The following is a 20,926-nucleotide window of genomic DNA, read 5'->3' as shown; positions in this document are numbered from 1 at the left end:
ATGCCGCAGCCCACCCCGGGCATGCAATAATCGTGCGCAGGGTCCAATTTGACGGACCAACCGCGTTACCCCACGGAGTCACAATGTCGATTGTCATCCGCGACGTGCGCGAGCACGAGCTCGATTCCGTCCTGGCTTTGAACAACAACGCTGGCCTGGCCATCCTTCCCCTGGATGCGGCCCGCCTGCGCCTGTTCTACGAAACCGCTGAATATTTCCGCGTCGCCGAGCGCGACGGCAACCTGGCCGGCTTCCTGATCGGCTTCGGCAGCGACAGCCAGCACGACAGCAGCAACTTCGCCTGGTTCAAGCAGCAGCTGGACACCCCGTTCTTCTATATCGACCGCATCGTGGTCGCCAGCCGCCGTCGTGGCGGTGGCGTCGGCCGTGCGTTCTACGCCGACGCGCAGAGCTTTGCCGAGCTGCGCTACCCGCAGATGACCTGCGAAGTCTTCCTCGACCATGGCGCCGATGCCGCCCTGCTCTTTCACGGCAGCTTCGGCTTCCGCGAGCTGGGCCAGAACACCATGCCGCAGGTCGACGTGCGCGCCAGCATGCTGGCCAAGGAACTGTGCAGCTACCCGTGGGTCCAGGAGACCTACGGCGGCAAGCTGCCGGATGTGGCATGGACACGTGCCCGGCATCTGCCGGCGCAGGCACAGCGGCCGACGGGGACCTGAGCGTGGCGGTGAATTTCGATTACGAACAGGCCGGTGAACTGAAGATCGGCCAGGTGGGCATCGCCAACCTGCGCATCCGTACCCTTGATGTCGAACGCCTCGTGCAGGAAATGCGCGAACGCGTCACCCGTGCGCCGAAACTGTTCGGCCGCGCCGCGGTGATCCTCGACTTCGGCGGCCTGAGCCAGGTGCCGGACGTGGCCACCGCGCAGGCGCTGGTCGATGGCCTGCGCAGTGCCGGCGTGCTGCCGGTGGCGCTGGCCTATGGCACCAGCGCGGTCGACCTGCTCTCGCAGCAGCTCGGGCTGCCACTGCTGGCCAAGTTCCGCGCCCAGTACGAGCGTGCCGAGGCCGAGCCGGCCCCGCCGCCGCCTGCGCCGGAACCGCGTCGCGCAGCCCGTGCCGAACCGAAGCCGGCACCGGCCACGCCGGTGGCCAAGGTGGCCGACGCCGCCGCACCGCAGCCGGGCCGCATGCAGCTGGGCAACGTGCGTTCGGGCCAGCAGCTGTACGCTGAAAACTGCGACCTGACCGTGATGGCCACCGTCGGCGCCGGCGCCGAGGTCATCGCCGATGGCAGCATCCACATCTACGGCACCCTGCGCGGCCGCGCGCTGGCAGGGGCACAGGGCAACACCACGGCACGCATCTTCTGCCGTGATTTCCATGCGGAACTGGTCGCCATTGCAGGCCACTACAAGGTACTGGACGATGTCCCGGACTCCCTGCGCGGCAAGGCCGTGCAGGTGTGGCTGGAACAGGACCAGATCAAGATCGCTGCGCTGGACTGACGCAGCACCCAAACAGAATCATCAGGAGAAGTCCTTTGGCTGAAATCATCGTAGTCACCTCCGGCAAGGGCGGCGTCGGCAAGACCACTTCCAGCGCGAGCCTGGCCTGCGGCCTGGCACGGCGCGGCAAGAAGGTGGCGGTGATCGACTTCGACGTCGGCCTGCGCAACCTCGACCTGATCATGGGCTGCGAACGCCGCGTGGTGTACGACTTCGTCAACGTCGTGCACGGCGAAGCGACCCTCAAGCAGGCCCTGATCAAGGACAAGCGCTTCGAGAACCTGTACGTGCTGGCCGCCTCGCAGACCCGCGACAAGGACGCACTGACCCAGGAAGGCGTGGGCAAGGTCCTGAAGGACCTGGCCGCCGACGGCTTCGATTACATCATCTGCGACTCCCCGGCCGGCATCGAGAAGGGCGCCTTCCTGGCGATGTACTTCGCCGACCGTGCGGTGGTGGTGGTGAACCCGGAAGTGTCGTCGGTGCGCGACTCGGACCGCATCATCGGCCTGCTCGACTCGAAGACCCACAAGGCCGAGTCCGGCCAGGACGTGCCGGCCTTCCTGCTGCTGACCCGCTACACCCCGCTGCGCGTGGAAAGCGGCGAGATGCTCAGCATCGCCGACGTCGAGGAAGTGCTCGGCCTGAAGGCGATCGGTGTGATCCCCGAGTCGGGTGACGTGCTCAACGCCTCCAACAAGGGCGAGCCGGTCATCCTGGATGTCGAGTCCGCAGCCGGCCAGGCCTACGACGACGCCGTCGCGCGCATCCTCGGCGAAGAACGCCCGATGCGCTTCACCAACGTCGAGAAGAAGGGCTTCTTCAGCAAGCTGTTCGGAGGGTAAGCATGGGCCTGTTTGATTTCCTCAAAGCGAAGAAGACCACCGCCGAAACCGCCAAGAACCGCCTGCAGATCATCATCGCGCAGGAGCGCAGCAACCGCGGCGGCCCCGATTACCTGCCGCTGCTGCAGCGCGAGCTGCTGGAAGTGATCAAGAAGTACGTGAACATCGACGTCGATGCAGTGAAGGTCGACCTGGTGAAGGATGGCCAGCACGATGTGCTGGACATCTCCGTGGCGCTGCCTGAAGGCCCGGACAAACCCTGAAGCTCTGCCCCGCCCGTGCCTGCACGGGCGGGGCTGCCTGACCCGCATGACCGATACGACAACCGCCGTGGACATCACCTGCGTGGGCGACATCGCCTTCGCTGATGCGCAGTGCCTGCTCGCCGCGCATGGCCTGCAGCTGCACCACGTCGCGGCCGGTGAACCGATTCCCGGCAGCTACTGGGGCGAACCCGAGGCCGGCATCATCGCCAGCAACGTGTACGTGCGCGATGACACGCCCGTGCACTCGATGCTGCATGAAGCCTGCCATCTGATCGTGCTGCCGCCGGAGCGGCGTGCGCAGGTGCATACCGACGCCACCGACTCGGTGGCCGAGGAAGATGCCACCTGCTACCTGCAGATCGTGCTGGCCGGGCAGCTGCCTGGCGTTGGCAGTGCGCGGTTGATGGCCGACATGGATGCCTGGGGGTATACGTATCGGCTGGGGTCGACACAGGCGTGGTTCGAGCAGGACGCCGAAGACGCGAAGGCGTGGTTGATCGAACGCGGATTGCCGGTGGCGTAACGCATCGGTAGTGCCGGCCGTTGGCCGGCAACCTCATGAACCCGTGCAGCGTTACCTGGTTGCCGGCCAGCGGCCGGCACTACCCCATCAGCCCTGCCCTGCCAGCGCGCGCAGGGTAATGCCGACGATGTAGGCCAGGTAGGTGCCGGTGGCGTAGCCCATCGTGCCCAGCAACACGCCCACCGGCGCCAGGGCCGGATGGAACGCTGCAGCCACCACCGGCGCCGAGGCCGGGCCACCGATGTTCGACTGCGAACCGATCGCGAAATAGAAGAACGGCACCTTCAGCAGCTTGCCCAGGCACCACAGCAGCGCGATGTGCACGGCAATCCAGATCAGGCCGAGCAGGAACAGCCACGGGCGGTCCAGCAGCGCCAGCAGATCCATCTGCATGCCGATGCAGGCAATCAGGAAGTACAGCAGCAGCGAACCCAGCCGCGAGGCGCCCGCACCTTCCAGCGTGCGTGCACGGGTGAAGCTCAGGCTCAGGCCCAGCGTGGTCGACAGCACCACCACCCACACGAACGGCGCATCCAGGCTGAACTGCGAGGCCCAGCTGGCATTGGCCTTGAACCATGCTGCCAGCGGTGCACCGATCGCGTGTGACAGACCCACGCCGCCGAAGGCCACTGCCACGATCAGCATCAGGTCGGTGAGGCTGGGAATACGCTCATGCTCGGCCTGGAAGCGCGCGATGCGCTCCTTCAGCTCATCGATGGCCGACGTATCAGCACCGCTGCGCGCGTCGATCTTCGCTGCGCGCCCGGCCAGGAAGATCAGCGCGGCCATCCACACGGAACCGACACCGACATCGACCACCGCGAACTGGCCGAACGTGGTGGCGTTGACGTCGAACACTTCGCGCATCGCCAGCATGTTGGCACCGCCGCCGATCCAGCTGCCGGCCAGTGCGGCCATACCGGCCCAGGTGTCACCGGCCACCGTTTCCGGATGCAGCGCGCGCATCACCAGGAACGCCACCACCGCACCCAGCATGATGCTGGCGGACGCACCCAGGTACATCAGCACCAGCTTCGGGCCGAGCCGCAGGATGCCTTTGATGTCCACCGCCAGGGTCAGCAGGATCAACGCTGCCGGCAGCAGGATGTCGCGTGCGATCGGGTTGTAGAGCTTGGTGTTCTGCCCGTCGATCAGGCCGACGGTGTTGTAGATGCCGGGAATCAGGTAGCACAGCAGCAGTGCCGGCACGAAGGTGTAGAAGCGTTTCCACAGGCCCTGCTCGCGCGAAGCGGTCCAAAACACGGCGCCCAGGGTGGCGGCGATCAAACCGAAGACGACGATGTCGTTCTGGATCAGGGCGGTCGAGGGCATGCAGGCGCTCTGGGTAGAGCCGGCCGCTGGCCGGCTGCTGTTGGCGGCAGATCAGGAAGGTGTGCCGACCAACGGTCGGCACCCACCGGTACAGCAGATGGCGAAACAAAAGCGCCGCCCCGAAGGGCGGCGCTGCAGTCATCAGTTGCCGATGTGCTGCTTCAGCCAGGCATTGACGGTGTCATGCCACAGGATGCTGTTGTTCGGCTTCAGCACCCAGTGGTTTTCATCCGGGAAGTACAGGAACTTCGATTCGATGCCCTGGCGCTGGGCAGCAGTGAACGCGGCCAGGCCCTGCTCGACCGGAATACGGAAGTCCTGCTGGCCGTGGATGACCAGGATCGGCTTCTTCCAGTCCGCCACGTGGTTGACCGGGTTGAACTTCTCGTAGTTCGCCGCCTTCTGGTACGGCGTACCGCCCTGCTCCCACTCGGTGAACCACAGTTCTTCGGTGGCGTAGCCCATCATGCGCTGGTCGAACACGCCGTCATGGTTGACCAGGCACTTGAACGGGCCGTTCCAGTTGCCGGCGATCCAGTTGACCATGAAGCCGCCGTAGCTGGCGCCCAGCGCACAGGCCTTGTCACCGTTGAGGAAGGAATACTTCTTCAACGCCGCATCCCAGCCCTTCTGCAGGTCTTCCAGCGGGCGGTCGCCCCAGTGCTGGCTGATCGCATCGGTGAAGGCCTGGCCATAGCCGGTGGAGCCGTGGAAGTCGATCATCACCACGGCGTAGCCCTGGCCCGCATAGGTCTGCGGATTCCAGCGGTAGCTCCAGCCATTGCCGAAGCTGCCCTGCGGGCCACCGTGGATCAGGAACGCGACCGGGTACGACTTGCCTTCCTGGTAGTTGTGCGGCTTGACCACATAGCCGTGCACGGTGTCGTTGTTCCAGCCCTTGAACTCGAACTGTTCGTAGTCACCGAAGCTGACGTCCTTGAGCACGTCGCCAGCGGCCGGGGTCAGCGCGCAGCTCGCCGATGGCTTCGCCGGCGGCCGGCAGCAGGCCGACCAGCACCTGGTCGTTGCTCTTCAGGCTGTTGCGGGTGATCGCCACGCTGGTGCCGGCCACGTCCACCGAGGTCACGCTGCCGTCGCCGATCAGCTTGGTGGCCTTGCCGCTGGCCACGTCGATCTGGAACAGCGGGTGCTCGCCGAGGTCATCGGCGGTGGTGTAGATGCTGGAGCCGTCGGCGGACAGGGTGATGCCGCCCGCCGAGCGATCCCACTGCGGCGCGATCTCACGGCTCTTGCCGCTGGCCAGGTCCATCGCCATCAGGCCGAAACGGTCGGCCTCGAAGCCCGGGCGCTTCATCGCACGGTAGAACAGGGTCTTGCCGTCGGCACTGAACACCGGGCCGGCATCCCAGGCCGGATTGGAGGCGGTCAGATTGACCGGCGCCTGCTTGCCCGCAGCGTCGAAGCGGTACAGGTCGAAGTTGGTCGACCACGGCTCCTGCTTGCCGGCCACGCGGATGCTGGCCACCACGCTGGCGCCATCCGGCGACCACGCGAAATCGTCATTGCCACCGAACGGCTTGGACGGTGCATCGCCGTCGATGGTCGCGCTCAGCGCCGAGGCGCCCTTGACCGCGCCGGCCTTGCCTGCCGGCAGCGGTGCCACGAACAGGGTGTTGCGGCGGCCGTCGTTCCAGGTATCCCAGTGGCGCACGAACAGCGAATCCCACACCTGGCCGCTGGCCTTGGCGTCCTTCTTTTCCTTCAGCTTCTTCTCGGTGCATGCCAGGTCCGAGGCACAGGCCTGGAACACGCCGGCGCTGAACAGCACGCGGTCGTCCTGCGGTGACACGTGGTAGCTGTCCACGTCCACCGGGAAGTCGGTCAGCTGGCGCGGGGTGCCGCCGTTGATCGGCTGCGCGTACAGCTGCTGGCTGCCGTTCTTGGCACTGAGGAAATACACGGTCTGGCCATCGGCCGACAGCGACGCGGAATTGACGCTCCAGCCAGCCGGGGTGATCTGCTTCGGCGGAGCGGCGTCACGCGTGCGCAGGTTGCGCGCGAACAGCGCGGTGGAGGCCTTCAGGTTGGCGTCCACGCTGCGCTTGGCGAACACCACAGTGCCACCGTCCGTGGTCAGTACCGGCGCGGAGACGCGATCCATGGCCACCATGTCGCGGACTTCCAGGCCACGGGCAGCGGCAACGCTGGGCAGGGCGGCCAGCAGGCTCAGTGGCAGCAGGGCATGACGCAGTTTCATCGGGGTCTCCGCAGGACGGCAAAAAACCGATGGTAGGCCCGTGCGGCCGGGGCTGCCAAGGCCATCGGTCATGGCTGCCCGTGGGGTTGGCCCCGTCGCCAGAAAGAGCAAACCCGCGCCGTAGCGCGGTTTGCGGTAGTGCCGGCCGCTGGCCGGCAACCAGGGGTATCACGGGATTCCGGGATTGCCGGCCAGCGGCCGGCACTACCCGTCCCTTACGCCTTGGTGTACTTGCCGGTGCGGTAAATCAGCCAGCCCACCAGGAACAGCACGGCCAGGCCGATCCACTGCGCGCCCGGCAGGTGGAACGGCACGGCCAGCACGTCGGCGCGGCTGCTGACCACGATCGGAATCGCGATGGCGATGCCCATCAGTGCCTCACCGGTGATCAGGCCCGCAGCGAACAGCACGCCCGGCTTGTGCACGCGGTCGCGGCCTTCTTCGTCATCGGCGCGCACCTTGTGGAAGCGCTCGACCAGGTGGGCGATCAGGCCGCCGAGGAAGATCGGCACCATCAGCTCCAGCGGCAGGTAGATGCCGATGGCGGCGGCCAGCACCGGCACGCGGAAGCGTGCGTTGCGCGACTTCAGCCAGCTGTCGAAGGCAATGATGGCGGCACCGACCACGGCACCGATGCCGATGAAGGTCCACGGCAGTTCGCCGCCGAACAGGCCCTTGGCCACCGAGGCCATCAGGTTTGCCTGCGGCGCAGCCAGCGCGTTCGGGTGCAGCTCGGACTTCACGCCGATGCCGTAGGCGGTGGCCAGCAGGTTCAGCACTGGGGCCATGATCAGCGCACACGAGAAGGCACCGATGCCCAGCATCAGCTGCTGCTTCCACGGGGTGGCACCTACGATATAGCCGGCCTTGAGGTCCTGCAGGTTGTCACCGCCAACCGCTGCGGCGCAGCACACCACCGCGCCGATCATGATCGCCGCCACCGCGCCCAGCGGCGCACCGCCGGCACCGACCGGCTTGAGGCCGTCGGCGCCCAGCAGCACCACCAGCACGGCCGAGGCGAACAGGATGGTGGAGATGGTGATGCCCGACACCGGGTTGTTGGACGAACCGATCAAGCCGGCCAGGTAGGCCGAGACCGACACGAACAGGAAGCCGGCAACGATCATGATGATGGTCATCGGGATCGACACGTGCCACTGGCCGACGATGGCCTGGTACAGGGCCAGCAGCGGCAGCACGAAGACCACCAGGGCCACCAGCATCCACTTCATCGGCAGGTCGCGCTCGGTGTGCGCCAGCACCGGGCCACCGCTCTTGCGGGCGGCGGCAAAGCCGCTCTTGACGCCATTGAGCAGCGACTTGCGCAGCGAGATCAGGGTCCAGATGCCGCCGATCAGCATTGCGCCGACACCCAGGTAACGCATCTTCGCGCCCCAGATGGCGAACGCCGCTTCGGTGGAGGATGCCGTGGCGACCGACGCGGCCAGTGCCGGATCGGTGTTCATGAAGAACGCCTGGTAGATCGGGATGGCGATGTGCCAGGTCAGGATCGAGCCGGACACGACCACGATGCCGACGTTGAGGCCGACGATGTAGCCCACGCCCAGCAGTGCCGGCGACAGGTTGGTACCGATGAAGGCGGTGACCTTGGAACTGCCGACATAGGCCGAGGTGGCCCAGGCATCGGGAATCAGGCGCATGCCGCTTTCCGCGGCCAGCTTGACGAAGGCACCGATGACTGCCGACAGGCCGAGGATCTTCAGGCCCGGGCCCGGGTTCTCACCGGCCTTGAGCACTTCGGCCGCAGCCTTGCCTTCCGGGAACGGAAGCGGGTCTTCAACGATCATCGAACGGCGCAGCGGCACCGAGAACAGCACGCCCAGCAGGCCACCGAGGCCGGCGATGCCCAGCACCCACCAGTACTTGAAGTCCGGCCAGTAGCCCATGATCACCAGCGCCGGGATGGTGAAGATCACACCGGCGGCGATCGACGAACCGGCCGAGGCGCCGGTCTGCACGATGTTGTTTTCAAGGATGGAGCCACCGCCCAGCAGGCGCAGCACGCCCATGGAAATCACCGCGGCGGGAATGGCGGTGGCGATGGTCAGGCCTGCGAACAGACCGAGGTAGGCGTTTGCGGCCGACAGCACCACCGCCAGCACGATGGCCAGGGCCACTGCGCGGAAGGTGAGCTGCTTGGGCGCAGCGTCGTGGTTCATGGAAGCCCCTGCTGGCAAAAAATCCCTGCCACGCTAGCGTTCAGGGCAGATCAAGTCCAGCGTGCCAAAGGATGGGGCGTGTGCTGCAGCGCAATGGGCCAGTACGTGGACCGGCAATCGACCGACCCGGCAAAGTCCGGCTGGGCGCAGAGCAAATGATATGTTATATCTTAATGCTACCTTGCTGTTACTGCATCGCATGCCCCCTTCCCCCTCCCCTCGCCTGGCCTCCATCGACCAGCTGCGCGGCACCGTGATGCTGTTGATGTTGCTGGACCACGTGCGCGAGACCTTCTTCCTGCAGCATCAGGTAAGCGACCCGATGGACGCATCGACGGTCTCTCCCGGCCTGTTCGCCTGCCGTCTGCTGGCGCATCTGTGCGCCCCGGTATTCGTGCTGCTCACTGGTCTGTCGGCCTGGCTGTACGGCCAGCGCCAGGCGGATCCGCGCCGGGCCACGGCCGCCTTCCTGCTCAAGCGCGGGCTGTTCCTGGTCGTGCTGGAACTGACCCTGGTGAATTTCGCCTGGACCTTCCAGCTGCCGCCGGAAACGCTGTACCTGCAGGTGATCTGGGCCATCGGGCTGAGCATGATCGCGCTGGCCGGCCTTCTGTGGCTGCCGCGCCTGGCCCTGCTGGTGCTGGCAGTCGCGGTGGTGGCCGGGCACAACCTGTTGGACGGCGTGCGAGTGGAAGGCCACGGCCTGCTGGCGATGCTGTGGAAAGTACTGCACCAGCGCGACTGGATCGAGGCCGGCGCGCTGCGCCTGCGCACTTCCTACCCGGTGCTGCCGTGGATCGGAGTGATCGCGCTGGGCTACCTGATGGGGCCGTGGTTCGCCCGCGACCGCGACCCGGCGCAACGCCAGCGCTGGCTGCTGTGCGCAGGCGTCGGCGCGCTGGCCCTGTTCGCCCTGCTGCGGTTCGCCAACCAGTACGGGGATGCACCGTGGCAGTACCAGACCAGCACGCTGCGCACCTGGATGAGCGTGTTCAACATCACCAAGTACCCGCCGTCACTGCAGTTCCTGCTGTTGACGCTGGGCGTGGGACTGTTGCTGCTGCGCCTGTACGAATGGCCGCCACTGGGCGCGCGCTGCGCCCGCTGGCCGATGTCGGCGCCGCGCCGATGTTCTTCTACCTGCTGCACCTGTATGTGCTGAAGGGGCTGTACCTGGCCGCGCTGGCGATCTGGGGGCCGACACACGGTGATCTGTACGCACTGGATTCGGTGGCCGGCCTGCTGCTGGTGGCCTGTGCGCTGGCGGTGGTGCTGTATCCGCCGACGCGGGCATTTGCGCGGTTCAAGGCACGAAGGCGCGATCTGGCGTGGCTGCGGTACCTGTGATCGCCCAGGCCAGTCCGGCAATCCACGCATGGCGTGGATCTACTGAAAGCGGATCGGGCCACAGGCCTATAATTCCGCGATGAATTCCACCGCTATCGCTTCCGACGATTTCCTGGGCCATCCCAAGGGCGTCTACGTCTGCTTCTTCACCGAAATGTGGGAGCGCTTCTCCTTCTACGGCATGAAGGCGCTGCTGCTGCTGTACCTGACCAAGTACCACCTGTTCGGCGACAAGGCCGGCCTGGACCTGCTCGGCGCCTACGGCGGCCTGGTGTACTGCATTCCGGTGTTCGGCGGCATGCTGGCCGACCGCTGGCTGGGCATGCGCCGGGCAGTGCTGTTCGGCGGCATCCTGCTGGTGCTCGGCCATCTGGGCATGGCCTTCGAGGGCCACGCCGCCTACCGGGTCAACGGCGAAGTGGTGCGCGACACCTCGGCACTGGCGGTGACCTACCTGTCGCTGGCGCTGATCATCATGGGCGTCGGCTTCCTCAAGCCGAACATCTCCACCATCGTCGGCAAGCTGTACGCCAAGGATGACCCGCGCCGTGATTCGGGCTTCTCGCTGTTCTACGCCGGCATCAATCTCGGTGCGCTGTTCTCGTCGCTGGTGTGCGGCTTCCTCGGCGAGGCCTACGGCTGGAAGTACGGTTTCGGTGCAGCCGGCATCGGCATGCTGGCTGGCCTGGCGATGTTCCTGTGGGGCCAGAAGTACCTGCAGGGCCATGCCGAACCGCCGCAGCCGGCCGCGCTGAAGCAGAAGGTGCTGGGCCTGCCGCGCGAATGGCTCATCTATCTGTGCGCGGTGCTCGGTGTGCTGCCGGTGGCGTGGCTGATGTGGGCGGCCGGCAACGGCGCGTTCGCACTGGGCGGTGAAATCAGCCTGGCGCTGATGCTGATGCTGGTGGTGCTGGGCGGCGTGCTGGTCTGGTTCGCCTGGTTCACCGGCAGCAAGTGCACGCCGGTGCAGCGCCAGCAGATGGTCGCGCTGATGGTGTTGATCTTCATGGCACTGGTGTTCTTCACGATGTACGAGCAGTCGTATGGCTCCTGGGTGACCTTCACCGACCGCCTGCTGACCAAGGACATCGTGCCCTCGCTGGTGATCACCGGCGGTACCCCGCTGCCCTGGTCGATCATCTCGCTGCTGCTGGCACCGCTGGGCTTCGTGGTCAGCGCGCGGCTGTCCGAGCGCCGTCCGGGCTCATCTGCGCCGCGAACGTTCTTCGCCGCCATCGTCGTGCTGATGCTGGTGCTGCTGGTGCGCGACTGCCTGGTGATTCCGCAGACCGCCGGCTCGCTGACCTACCTCGGCGGCCTGTTCCTGGTGCTGCTGGCGCCGGCCTTCGCCGCACTGTGGACGTGGATGGACCGCCGCGGCTGGGAACCGGGCAAGCCGGTCAAATCGGCCTGGGGCCTGGTGATCGGCGCGCTGTCGTTCGTGCCGCTGGCATTGGCCGCACAGCAGGTCGGCGCCACCGGCGAGATGGCCAGCGTGTGGTGGCTGGTGCTGGCCTACTTCCTGCTGGCCAGCGGTGAGATGTGCCTGTCGCCGGTCGGCCTGTCGGCGGTGACCCAGCTGGCCGTGCCGCGGGTGATGAGCCTGATGATGGGCACCTGGTTCCTGGCCACCGCGTTCTCGGAAACGCTGGCGGCGCTGTTCGGCAAGCTGGCCGCGATCGAAGTGCCCGAAGGCGAATCGCTGGACATGGTGGCCGCGGCCGGTGCCTATGCGCACCTGTTCTGGCTGCTGATGTGGATCGGCCTGGGCTGTGCGCTGGCCGCTTTCATCGCCGCGCCGCTGCTGAAGAAGATGATGCACGGGGTCAAGTAAGCCCGATGCAGGCGAACTCCGGGGGCGGCGGATCGATCATCCGCCGCCCCCGGCTTGTTCAGGGCGCGCTGCTCTTCTCCGCAGGCGCGGCCTGCCCGGCCACCTGGCCCCCCAGGCTGCGCGAGAGGAAGGCCAGCAACCTGCTGTAGTACGCACGTTGGTTGGCAGGGGAATAGAAACCATGCCCTTCATTCTTGACGTACAGGGTTTCCACCGGCGAGCCGGCCTTCTTCAACGCAGCTTCCATGCGTTCGCTGTGCACGATCGGCGCACGTTGATCCTGACCACCCGCGGCCAGGAATACCGGCACCCGCACCTGCGCGGCCAGATTCACCGGGGAACGCTCTGCAAGATCCTTGGGCGATCCCAGCCAGTTCCGCAGGTAGGCCAGGCCTGACTCGTCGCTCTGGATGTCTCCGCGGGCGTACATCAACGGCAGGTCGTAGATGCCGACGTAGCCGGCCGCGCACTGGTACAGGCCCGGTTCGCGCACCGCCCCCATCATCGCCGCATAGGCACCGTAACTGGCCCCATAGATGCAGATGCGGTTCTTGTCGGCCACGCCCTGTTCGATCGCCCAACGCGTGGCATCGGTGACGTCATCCTGCATCGACAGCCCCCATTGCTTTCGCGCGGCCTGCATGTGGGCCCGGCCATAGCCGGAAGAGCCGCGGAAATTCACCTGCAGTACCGCGTAACCTGCCGCCGCCAGCATCTGTGTCTCGGTGTCATAGGCGCCCTGGTCGGCAACACCGATCGGACCTCCGTGCGGCACCACCACCATCGGCAGCGCCCGGGCCTCGCGGCCATGCGGGACGGTAAGGAAGCCATGCAGCGAACGCCCATCACGCGCCGTCAGGCTGATCGGACGCACCTCCGCCGCCAGCGCGGGGTCGATCCAGTCGCTGCGGCTGATCAGGTGCCGTGCACTCTTGCCAACCGTGTCATAGAGATAGAAATCGCCCGGATTGCTGCCTGACCAGGTTTCCACCAGCACCGTCTTGCCATCGCGCGTGCTGGAGGTGATGTAGACAGCTCCGCCCAGGCCGGCTTCGAGGCTGCGGTACAGGCGAGCGTCGTCCGAGGCGTCATCGAAGAATGCCGTTCGCGGCGCACTGCCAAGGAACAGGGCCCCGACCGGCACGCGGCTGCCGGGGCGCCGGATGATGCGCGCCGGGTCGGCACTCCCATCGCGCAGCACGGTGCGTCGTTCATTGCTCTGGGGGTCCCAGCTGACAATGGCATCAGGTCCATCTGCCTGCTCGACCTGCAGGTACGCCAGGCGACCATCGGCCGAGAAGCCGAGCGGCGCCTCGATGCGCTTGCTCAGGGATTCATCATTGAGCAGGACCCAGTCGCTGTTGCTGCCCGTGCGGTAGTAGAGCTTCTGCGTGCCATCGGTAACGACAGCGCGTGCGAAACGCACCTCGCCCTGCTCATCGGTCGTGAAGTCCGCATCGGGAATGGGAGGCGCGCCACGGCGTTGCGGCGACCGGTGATCACGTCCATGCGCTCGACCTGCGCATGCGAACTGCCGACCAGCGGGATCACCGTCACCAGCGCGTTGCGGTCATCGTCCTTGAGCTCATCACTGAGGTAGGCGGCCACCAGGCCTGCCGGCTTGACCTTGATGTTGGTGCCCAGGCTCTGGTCGGCAACCCGGTACCCCACCAGCAGCTCGCCGCCCTTGCCGTTGGCATTGATACCGAACAGTTCGCCGGTCGGCGTCGGCCGGTCCAGCACGCCGAACTTCTGTGCCATGCCCACCAGCAGCCGCTCGTTGCTGACCCAGTCGAAGGTGTGGGCGTGATCGTTGCGGGGCGGGCGGAAGCTGCCGACCATCTTCATGTCGGCAATGCGGTAGATCGCCAATGCGGTTCCCGCCTCCAGCGGAACCGTCGCGGCGATGTACTCGCCCCCCGGTGAAATCTTGATGTCGGTAAACGACTCCTGCCGCAGATAGCGATCCAGGTCCAGCGTTGCGGCCGATGCCCCACCCACAACCGCGCCCAACAGTACAGCCAGCACAATCCTGCGCATCCTTCCCCCATGGAAAACCGGACACCCTGTCCGGATGCACGATTCTAGGCACGTGACCGTTTGCCGCGCCACATCGGCAGAAAAAACGACGGCACCGTTGCCGGTGCCGTCGTTACCACTACCTTGGAGAGAGAGTCAGGACGTGGGTTCGGGGGGCGTGCGCCGGGTCAGTGGACCCCGCGCACCGCCAACGTAAGGGCCAGGATGCTGAGGATCACGGCGATGGTGCCGTCGAGCACGCGCCAGGTACTGGGCTTGGTGAACAGCGGCGCCAGCAGGCGTGCGCCCAGGCCCTGCGCGGTCAGCCACAGGCAGCTGGCAGTCACCACACCGGCGGCGAAGGCCATGCGGGCGTTGCCGAAGTTCTCGGCGATCGAGCCGATCACCATCATGTCCAGCCAGAAGTGCGGGTTGATCAGCGAGAAACCGACCGCGGCCATCAGCACCGCGCGGCGGCTGCCGTCGTCGCTGTCAGCCTCGCCCATGCCGCCGCCACCGGCAATCGCACGGCGTGCCGACTTCATGGCGTACCAGGCCAGGAACGCCACGCCCGTCCACAGCACGGCGGTGGTCAGCCACGGCAGCGCCGAAGTGAGCGTGCGCAGGCCAGCCACGCTGGCAAAGATGAAGATCGCATCGATGGCCGCACAGGTGGCAACCACCGGCACGATGTGCTTGCGCAGGATGCCCTGGCGCAGAATGAAGGCGCTCTGGGCCCCGACCACGGCGAACAGGCCGATGCCGGTAGCTGCACCAGAGAACCAGGCACCGAGGCCGGTGCTGGCGGAGATGACCGAGAACATGGGATTCACTGCCTTTACTTGCTTGGGGGGACGGTGCCTCGCGAAGGCGGACAGCACCGGAACGGGCGCCATTGTCGCGCCGCAACATGAAAAAGACGAGCTAAACTTCCTAAACCAACATTAGCGGAACTTAATTCGATGCGTATCGACCATGCCCAACTGCGCGCCCTCGCCGCAGTGATCCGCGAAGGCAGCTTCGACCGCGCTGCGCAGTCGCTGAATGTCACGCCCTCGGCCATCTCGCAGCGGGTCAAGGCACTGGAGGATCGGGTCGGTCGCCTGCTGGTCAAGCGCGGCACCCCGGCCACCGCCACCGCCGAGGGCCAGGTGCTGGTGCAGCTGGCCGAGCAGACCGCCCTGCTCGAGCACGACGCCCTGCACCGGATGGGCCTGGCCGATGAGGACCTGCCGCAGGCCAGCATTCCGGTGGCGGTGAACCACGACAGCCTGGAAACCTGGTTCCCGCAGGCCGCCTCGCAGTTCGCACAGAGCACCGGCACCACCCTGGACCTGCGCGTGGAGGACCAGGACCACACCGTCGAACTGCTGCGCCAGGGCACCGTGCTGGGCGCGGTGACCACCCTGGACGAGCCGGTGCAGGGCTGCCAGATCCACGCGCTGGGCAGCATCCGCTACGCCGCCACCTGTACCCCTGAATTCCGCGAACGCCATTTTGCCAAGGGCGTGACCGCGCAGGCGCTGGCGCAGGCGCCGGTGCTGGTGTTCAACCGCAAGGACGAAATGCAGTCGCGCTTTGCCCGGCGCATGGCCGGCGACGACCTGCCCAGCACCGCACCGACCTGGTGGATTCCCTCCACTCGCGCGTTCGTGCAGGCCAATCTGGGCGGCATGGGCTGGACCATGAACCCGCTGCCCCTGGTCAAGCGGCACCTGGACGCCGGCCGCCTGGTCTACGTACGCCAGCGCGCGTGGGAAGACGTGCCGCTGTACTGGCAGCACTGGAAGGGTGACGTGCAGACCATGGCCCTGCTGACCCGCGCCGTGCTGGACGCCTCCTCAGCGCTGGTGCGGCGCAAGCGCTGAGGCAGCCCTGCAAAAAAGGGGACGGAGGGGATTAAGTCGTTTAAGGCCCAAACGACATTCTGGGCAAAGACGACTTAATCCCCTCCGTCCCCTTTTTGCTCCATCCAATCTCCACGAAGTCTCCACACCAGGTCCATGCGCGATGCGGATACTGGTCGGCCGATCACTGCAAGGATGCCCTGCATGCCTGTATTCGTCCGCGATGCGCGCCCCGAAGATGCCGCCGCCTGCATCGACCTGCGCGGGCGCACCCGCGAGAACGCCTTCAGTGCCGCGCAGTTGGCGGAGCTGGGCATCACGCCGGAAAGCTGGGCGGCCGGCATCACCCAGGGCGATTCGATCGGCCGCGTCGCCTGGGAGGGGGAGCGCATGGCCGGTTACTGCTTCGCCGACCGCGACAGTGGCGAGGTGCTGGTGCTGGCCCTGCTGCCGGACTACGAAGGCCGTGGCATCGGCCGCCAGCTGCTGCAGGAGGTGGTGAGCCTGACCCGCGATGTCGGCCATGCCCGGCTGTTCCTGGCGTGCTCGGCCGACCCGCGTTCGCGCTCGCACGGCTTCTACCGCCGCCTGGGCTGGCGTCCGACCGGCGAGATCGATGAGGCCGGTGACGAGATCCTCGAGCTGGTCTGAGCCGGGCGTGGCCCGGCGCTTCGCGTGACGGTGCCGCGAAACGTCGGATGCTGCGTTGCATCAAAAACGGACCGGATCCGGTTAGAATCGCGGATGGATGGCGCAAGGCGTTGTTTCTTCACGCCCTTTCCCTGCCCCACGCGCATCCTGACCCCTTCCCCTCCGCCAACGATCCCGCCCCCATGAAGAAATTTGGCAAGGCCCTGCTCGCCCTGCTCGTGCTGCTGTTGCTGGCCGCCGCGCTGTTCCTGTACTGGCCGCTGACCCAGCGCTCGGTGCCCGCCGCCAGCAACGACAAGCCCGTCGACGTGGTACTGGTCGGCGCCGGCATCATGAGCATCACCCTGGCCACCTACCTGCAGGAACTGCAGCCGGACTGGAACATCCAGGTCTACGAACGCCTCGACGGCGTCGCCGGTGAAAGCTCCGACGGCTGGAACAACGCCGGCACGGGCCACTCGGCCTTCGCCGAACTGAACTACACCCCCGAACTGCCCGACGGCAGCATCGAGACCAAGCGCGCGGTCGGCATCGCCGAATCGTTCGAGGTCTCGCGCCAGTTCTGGTCGCACCAGGTGAAGGAAGGCCGGCTGAGCCAGCCCAGCGACTTCATCAACCCGACCCCGCACATGAGCTTCGTCTGGGGCGATGACAACATCGCCTACCTGCACAAGCGCCAGCAGGCCCTGGTGAAGAATCCGCTGTTCTACGGCATGCAGTACTCCGAGGATCCGGCACAGATCAAGCAGTGGGCACCGCTGCTGATGGAAGGCCGTGACCCGAAGCAGAAGGTTGCCGCGACCTGGATGCCGCTGGGCACCGACGTCAACTTCGGCGTGATCACCCGCCAGCTGACCGCCGGCCTGCAGCGCAGCCCGAACTTCAGCCTGCACCTCAACCACGAAGTGAGCGCGCTGCGGCAGAACGCCGACAAGAGCTGGAACGTGACGGTGAAGGACCTCAAGGCCGGCACCGAGTCCACCACCCACGCCCGCTTCGTGTTCATAGGTGCCGGTGGCGCTGCACTGAAGCTGCTGCAGATGTCCGGCATTCCGGAATCGAAGGACTACGCCGGCTTCCCGGTCGGTGGCCAGTTCCTCGCCTTCCAGGGCCAGGACGTGACCTCGCGCCATGGCGTGAAGGCCTACGGCATGGCCGAAACCGGTTCGCCGCCGATGTCGGTGCCGCACCTGGATGCGCGCAAGCTGGACGGCAAGCCGGTGGTCCTGTTCGGACCGTTCGCGCTGTACAGCACCAAGTTCCTCAAGCACGGCTCGTGGTGGGACCTGTACTCCTCGGTCACCCACAACAACGTTGGCCCGATGCTGGAAGTGGGCAAGGACAACCTGGACCTGGTGCAGTACCTGATGGCCCAGGCACGCCTGAACGATGCCGATCGCCAGGCCGAACTGGTCAAGTACTTCCCCAATGCCAAGCCGGGCGACTGGAAGCTGGTCACCGCCGGCCAGCGCGTGCAGATCATCAAGCGTGATCCGCTGAAGGGCCCGGTGCTGCAGTTCGGTACCGAGATCGTGACCGACAAGGACCACACCATCGCCGCCCTGCTCGGTGCCTCGCCGGGTGCATCGACCTCGCCGCCGATCATGCTGGACCTGATGGCCAAGGCCTTCCCGGACCAGATGAAGGCCGGCTGGGAAACCCGCCTGCGCGAGATCGTGCCGTCGTACGGGCGCAAGCTCAACGACAACGCCGCGCTGGTCAACGAGATCCGCACGCTGACCAGTCAGACCCTGCGCCTGCCGTACCTGGAGGTGCCGGTGGACGCCAATGCGGCGGCTCCGGCCCCGGCGGTAGTGCCGGCAGCCGTTCCGGCACCAGCCAAGGAAAAGCGCAACGCCAACGAGGAACTGCAGGCGCTGTAAGCCTGGCAGATTCCCTGCAGCAGACACGGACGGCCACCTTCGGGTGGCCGTTCGCGTTTGGGCCGCTCCCTGCTGCAGAAAGCGATGCCCGGCGCCGGGAATCCTATGCACAATGACGCTAATTGTAATGTTGTTAAGAATTATTTACATTTGCGCCCTGCGCAGTGACCGCGCCCCTCCCAGATGGACCTGATGTGCCCGAAGCCGCCGCCCCGGGTGCTGGACGACTGTTGCCGCCCCCTTCCCGTCTCCGAGCTTCGAACCCACCATGTCCCTGACGTTCCGTAACCGCCTGCCCCGCCGTGCGCTGCTGCCGGCTGCCCTGCTCTCTTCGCTCGCGCTGGTCGCGTCTCCGGCGTTCGCCGAGGCCGCCGCCGATGCATCCGATGCCAAGACCCTGGACCGGGTCAGCGTCCGTGCCGAGCAGTCCGCTCCGCCATCCAGCACCACCCGCCTGCCGATCACACTGCAGGAAACCCCGCAGTCGGCCACTGCGATCAGCCTGAAGCGCCTGCAGGACGAATCGCTGTTCAGCATCAACGACGTGATGCGCAACGTCACCGGCGTCAGCGTGTCCTTCTATGACACCCAGCGCCCGCTGTACTACGCACGCGGCTTCGCCATCACTGACTTCCAGATCGACGGCATCCCGACCTACAGCGGTTCCACCAACCAGGAATACGACACCGCTTTCTACGACCGCATCGAAGTGATCCGCGGTGCCAACGGCCTGCTCAGCGGCGCCGGCGTGCCGTCGGCCACCGTCAACCTGCTGCGCAAGCGGCCGGGCAAGGAGTTCGATGCCTCGTTCGCGATCAGCGCCGGCAGCTGGGACTATCGGCGCATGGAGGCGGACGTGACCGCGCCGCTGACCGATGACGGCCGTTTCCGCAGCCGCGTGGTCGCCGCCTATACCGATCGTGGCCTGTATTACGACCGCTACGACGAGAACAAGATGGCCGGCATGGCGGTGCTGGAAGGCGACGTCACCGACAGCACCACGATCACCCTCGGTTACCAGAGCCAGGACAACAATCCGACCGGCTCGACCTGGGGCACCGTGCCGTTCTTCGACAACCAGGGCAATTTCGCGCACCTGCCGCGCTCGACCAACCTGTCGCCGAAGTGGAGCTACTGGAAGCGCGAGAGCAACACTGCCTTCGCCAACCTGGAACAGCGCTTCGGCGACAACTGGCTGTTGAAGATCAACACCGCCTACACCCGCGGCAACGTGCAGAATGTGCGCCTGTACGGCACTGGCGAGCCGGACCCGGTGACCGGCTCGGGCATCTTCCTGCGTGCGGCCGCCGGTGATTCGAAGGACACCCGGCGCAACGTCGATGCCTACCTGACCGGAAGCTTCGACCTGTTCGGCCGTGAGCACGACCTCACTGTGGGGGCCCAGTGGTCGGACCTGGAAGGCACGACGAATACCCTGGCACTGAACTTCCCGGCCGACTGGGCAACGTGTGTCAGCGCCACGGGTGCACGCGAACGCTGCTACTACATTCCCAACGTGTACAGCTGGAACGGCGACATCTCCGAGGTCACCTACCGCCGTACCGGCGCGCCGCGTGGCCAAGACCACGCAGAGTGGCATCTACCTGGCCACCCGCCTGCGCCTGGCCGATCCGCTGTCGCTGATTGCCGGCGCACGCCTGAGCCGCTGGGAAACCCTCAGCCGCTCCTACAACGCCGCAGGCGCCTACACCGGCACCAGCGGTGCATACAAGGTGAGTGATGAAGTCACCCCGTACGTGGGCCTGGTCTACGACATCACGCCGAACGTCTCGGCGTACGCCAGCTACACCGAGATCTTCAACCCGCAGAACTTCAAGGACCGCAACGAGAACCTGCTGGCGCCAGTACAGGGCTCGAACCTGGAAGCGGGCATCAAGACGCAGTGGTTCGATGGCCGCCTGACCGCCAATGCCGCCGTGTTCGAAGCCAAGCAGGACAACTACGCGGTGCGTGACATGGGCGTGCCGGAGGGTTCGCTGAGCGATGGCACCTCCGCCTACGTCGGCGTCAACGGCACCAAGGCGCGCGGTTGGGAGATGGACGTCAATGGCGAGATCCTGCCGGGCTGGACGGTCAACGCCGGCTATACCCACGTCAAAGTCACCCGCGCCGCCACCGATCTGCTGTACGCCAACCCGCCGGAGGATCTGTTGCAGCTCAACACCCAGCTGCAGCTGCGCGGTGCGCTGGAACGCCTGAGCGTTGGCGGTGGCGTGCAGTGGCAGAGCAAGGTGCAGGGCTACAACATCGCCTACCCGCTGGGCGGCACGGTGACGGTGAACCAGCCGGCCTACATGCTGGTCCAGTTCAACGCCAACTACCGCATCAGCGACAACTGGACGGCAACCCTGAGCGTGCGCAACGCACTGGACAAGACCTACTGGGCGAATCTGGACTACAACAACTACGGCGAACCGCGCTTCGTGTCGGCCAGCCTGCGCTGGAAGTTCTGAGCCACCAGAAACGGTAGTGCCGGCCGCTGGCCGGCT

The 20,926-nt window shown here is 66.2% G+C and carries 12 protein-coding genes and 5 pseudogenes; 11 read left to right on the top strand and 6 right to left on the bottom strand.

The annotated features are described in order from the left end of the window. Window positions 1–83: 83 nt before the first annotated feature. From ACZK2V_RS06085 to ACZK2V_RS06065, 5 genes are read left to right on the top strand one after another with little or no spacing between them, the layout of a single operon-like run. Window positions 84–680: a GNAT family N-acetyltransferase gene (locus tag ACZK2V_RS06085; protein WP_032127604.1), complete on the top strand. Its 597-nt coding sequence runs from the start codon at window positions 84–86 to the stop codon at window positions 678–680. Continuing rightward, window positions 626–1,471: a septum site-determining protein MinC gene (minC, locus tag ACZK2V_RS06080; protein ID WP_189720709.1), complete on the top strand. Its 846-nt coding sequence runs from the start codon at window positions 626–628 to the stop codon at window positions 1,469–1,471. Before ACZK2V_RS06085 ends, minC begins: the two co-directional genes overlap by 55 nt. A gap of 35 nt (window positions 1,472–1,506) precedes the next feature. Beyond that, window positions 1,507–2,316 carry a septum site-determining protein MinD gene (gene minD, locus ACZK2V_RS06075; RefSeq protein WP_010483375.1) on the top strand — a complete coding sequence of 270 codons (810 nt, stop codon included), beginning with the start codon at window positions 1,507–1,509 and terminating at the stop codon, window positions 2,314–2,316. Window positions 2,317–2,318: 2 nt separating this feature from the next. Beyond that, window positions 2,319–2,579 carry a cell division topological specificity factor MinE gene (gene minE, locus ACZK2V_RS06070; protein ID WP_004148073.1) on the top strand — a complete coding sequence of 87 codons (261 nt, stop codon included), beginning with the start codon at window positions 2,319–2,321 and terminating at the stop codon, window positions 2,577–2,579. A 46-nt stretch (window positions 2,580–2,625) separates the two neighbouring features. After that, window positions 2,626–3,105 carry a hypothetical protein gene (locus tag ACZK2V_RS06065; protein WP_049422782.1) on the top strand — a complete coding sequence of 160 codons (480 nt, stop codon included), beginning with the start codon at window positions 2,626–2,628 and terminating at the stop codon, window positions 3,103–3,105. A gap of 87 nt (window positions 3,106–3,192) precedes the next feature. On the opposite strand, the gene ACZK2V_RS06060 is transcribed toward ACZK2V_RS06065, so the two are convergent. From ACZK2V_RS06060 to ACZK2V_RS06045, 4 genes and pseudogenes are all read right to left on the bottom strand, one after another. After that, window positions 3,193–4,437, bottom strand: a complete 1,245-nt coding sequence (locus ACZK2V_RS06060) for a DUF819 family protein (protein WP_486323004.1) — start codon at window positions 4,435–4,437, stop codon at window positions 3,193–3,195. Window positions 4,438–4,578: 141 nt separating this feature from the next. Next, window positions 4,579–5,896, bottom strand: a pseudogene (locus tag ACZK2V_RS06055) (dipeptidyl-peptidase 5); the annotation flags it as partial. A gap of 11 nt (window positions 5,897–5,907) precedes the next feature. Beyond that, window positions 5,908–6,655 (bottom strand): annotated as a pseudogene (locus ACZK2V_RS06050) (TolB family protein); the annotation flags it as partial. 215 nt (window positions 6,656–6,870) lie between these two features. Next, window positions 6,871–8,835: an OPT family oligopeptide transporter gene (locus ACZK2V_RS06045; protein WP_032127608.1), complete on the bottom strand. Its 1,965-nt coding sequence runs from the start codon at window positions 8,833–8,835 to the stop codon at window positions 6,871–6,873. Window positions 8,836–9,034: 199 nt separating this feature from the next. Between ACZK2V_RS06045 and ACZK2V_RS06040 the strand changes: the two are divergent. Both ACZK2V_RS06040 and ACZK2V_RS06035 read left to right on the top strand, forming a co-directional pair. Then, a pseudogene (locus tag ACZK2V_RS06040) lies at window positions 9,035–10,182 on the top strand (acetyltransferase domain-containing protein). A gap of 79 nt (window positions 10,183–10,261) precedes the next feature. Then, a complete protein-coding gene (locus ACZK2V_RS06035) occupies window positions 10,262–12,016 on the top strand; it encodes a peptide MFS transporter (RefSeq protein WP_049398893.1) in 1,755 nt (584 codons plus the stop codon). Between the two features lie 58 nt (window positions 12,017–12,074). Here ACZK2V_RS06035 and ACZK2V_RS06030 read toward each other — a convergent pair. Next, window positions 12,075–14,056 (bottom strand): annotated as a pseudogene (locus ACZK2V_RS06030) (alpha/beta hydrolase family protein). 167 nt (window positions 14,057–14,223) lie between these two features. Then, window positions 14,224–14,859, bottom strand: coding sequence for a LysE/ArgO family amino acid transporter (locus tag ACZK2V_RS06025; RefSeq protein WP_005408523.1), 636 nt, complete (start codon window positions 14,857–14,859; stop codon window positions 14,224–14,226). Window positions 14,860–14,997: 138 nt separating this feature from the next. On the opposite strand from ACZK2V_RS06025, the gene ACZK2V_RS06020 reads away from it, so the two are divergent. The 4 genes and pseudogenes from ACZK2V_RS06020 to ACZK2V_RS06005 all read left to right on the top strand — a co-directional run bounded on the left by ACZK2V_RS06020 (window position 14,998) and on the right by ACZK2V_RS06005 (window position 20,890). Beyond that, window positions 14,998–15,903: a LysR family transcriptional regulator ArgP gene (locus ACZK2V_RS06020; protein ID WP_010483397.1), complete on the top strand. Its 906-nt coding sequence runs from the start codon at window positions 14,998–15,000 to the stop codon at window positions 15,901–15,903. A gap of 183 nt (window positions 15,904–16,086) precedes the next feature. Further along, a complete protein-coding gene (locus tag ACZK2V_RS06015; RefSeq protein WP_132809542.1) occupies window positions 16,087–16,533 on the top strand; it encodes a GNAT family N-acetyltransferase in 447 nt (148 codons plus the stop codon). Between the two features lie 182 nt (window positions 16,534–16,715). Further along, window positions 16,716–18,416 carry a malate dehydrogenase (quinone) gene (gene mqo, locus ACZK2V_RS06010; protein ID WP_071227765.1) on the top strand — a complete coding sequence of 567 codons (1,701 nt, stop codon included), beginning with the start codon at window positions 16,716–16,718 and terminating at the stop codon, window positions 18,414–18,416. Between the two features lie 268 nt (window positions 18,417–18,684). Continuing rightward, window positions 18,685–20,890 (top strand): annotated as a pseudogene (locus ACZK2V_RS06005) (TonB-dependent siderophore receptor). Window positions 20,891–20,926 lie beyond the last annotated feature (36 nt).

It is taken from the genome of Stenotrophomonas sp. 93052_Sma (assembly GCF_056481145.1).
Note: the sequence above shows the minus strand (reverse complement) of the source record. Positions and strands in the feature narration are given on the sequence as shown.

Bases quoted from the DNA above. Each gene is read 5' to 3' on its own strand.
- ACZK2V_RS06085 (WP_032127604.1), top strand. From the start codon at position 84: ATGTCGATTGTCATCCGCGACGTGCGCGAGCACGAGCTCGATTCCGTC.
- minC (WP_189720709.1), top strand. From the start codon at position 626: ATGGACACGTGCCCGGCATCTGCCGGCGCAGGCACAGCGGCCGACGGG.
- minE (WP_004148073.1), top strand. From the start codon at position 2,319: ATGGGCCTGTTTGATTTCCTCAAAGCGAAGAAGACCACCGCCGAAACC.
- ACZK2V_RS06065 (WP_049422782.1), top strand. From the start codon at position 2,626: ATGACCGATACGACAACCGCCGTGGACATCACCTGCGTGGGCGACATC.
- ACZK2V_RS06060 (WP_486323004.1), bottom strand. From the start codon at position 4,437: ATGCCCTCGACCGCCCTGATCCAGAACGACATCGTCGTCTTCGGTTTG.
- ACZK2V_RS06045 (WP_032127608.1), bottom strand. From the start codon at position 8,835: ATGAACCACGACGCTGCGCCCAAGCAGCTCACCTTCCGCGCAGTGGCC.
- ACZK2V_RS06035 (WP_049398893.1), top strand. From the start codon at position 10,262: ATGAATTCCACCGCTATCGCTTCCGACGATTTCCTGGGCCATCCCAAG.
- ACZK2V_RS06025 (WP_005408523.1), bottom strand. From the start codon at position 14,859: ATGTTCTCGGTCATCTCCGCCAGCACCGGCCTCGGTGCCTGGTTCTCT.
- ACZK2V_RS06020 (WP_010483397.1), top strand. From the start codon at position 14,998: ATGCGTATCGACCATGCCCAACTGCGCGCCCTCGCCGCAGTGATCCGC.
- ACZK2V_RS06015 (WP_132809542.1), top strand. From the start codon at position 16,087: ATGCCTGTATTCGTCCGCGATGCGCGCCCCGAAGATGCCGCCGCCTGC.
- mqo (WP_071227765.1), top strand. From the start codon at position 16,716: ATGAAGAAATTTGGCAAGGCCCTGCTCGCCCTGCTCGTGCTGCTGTTG.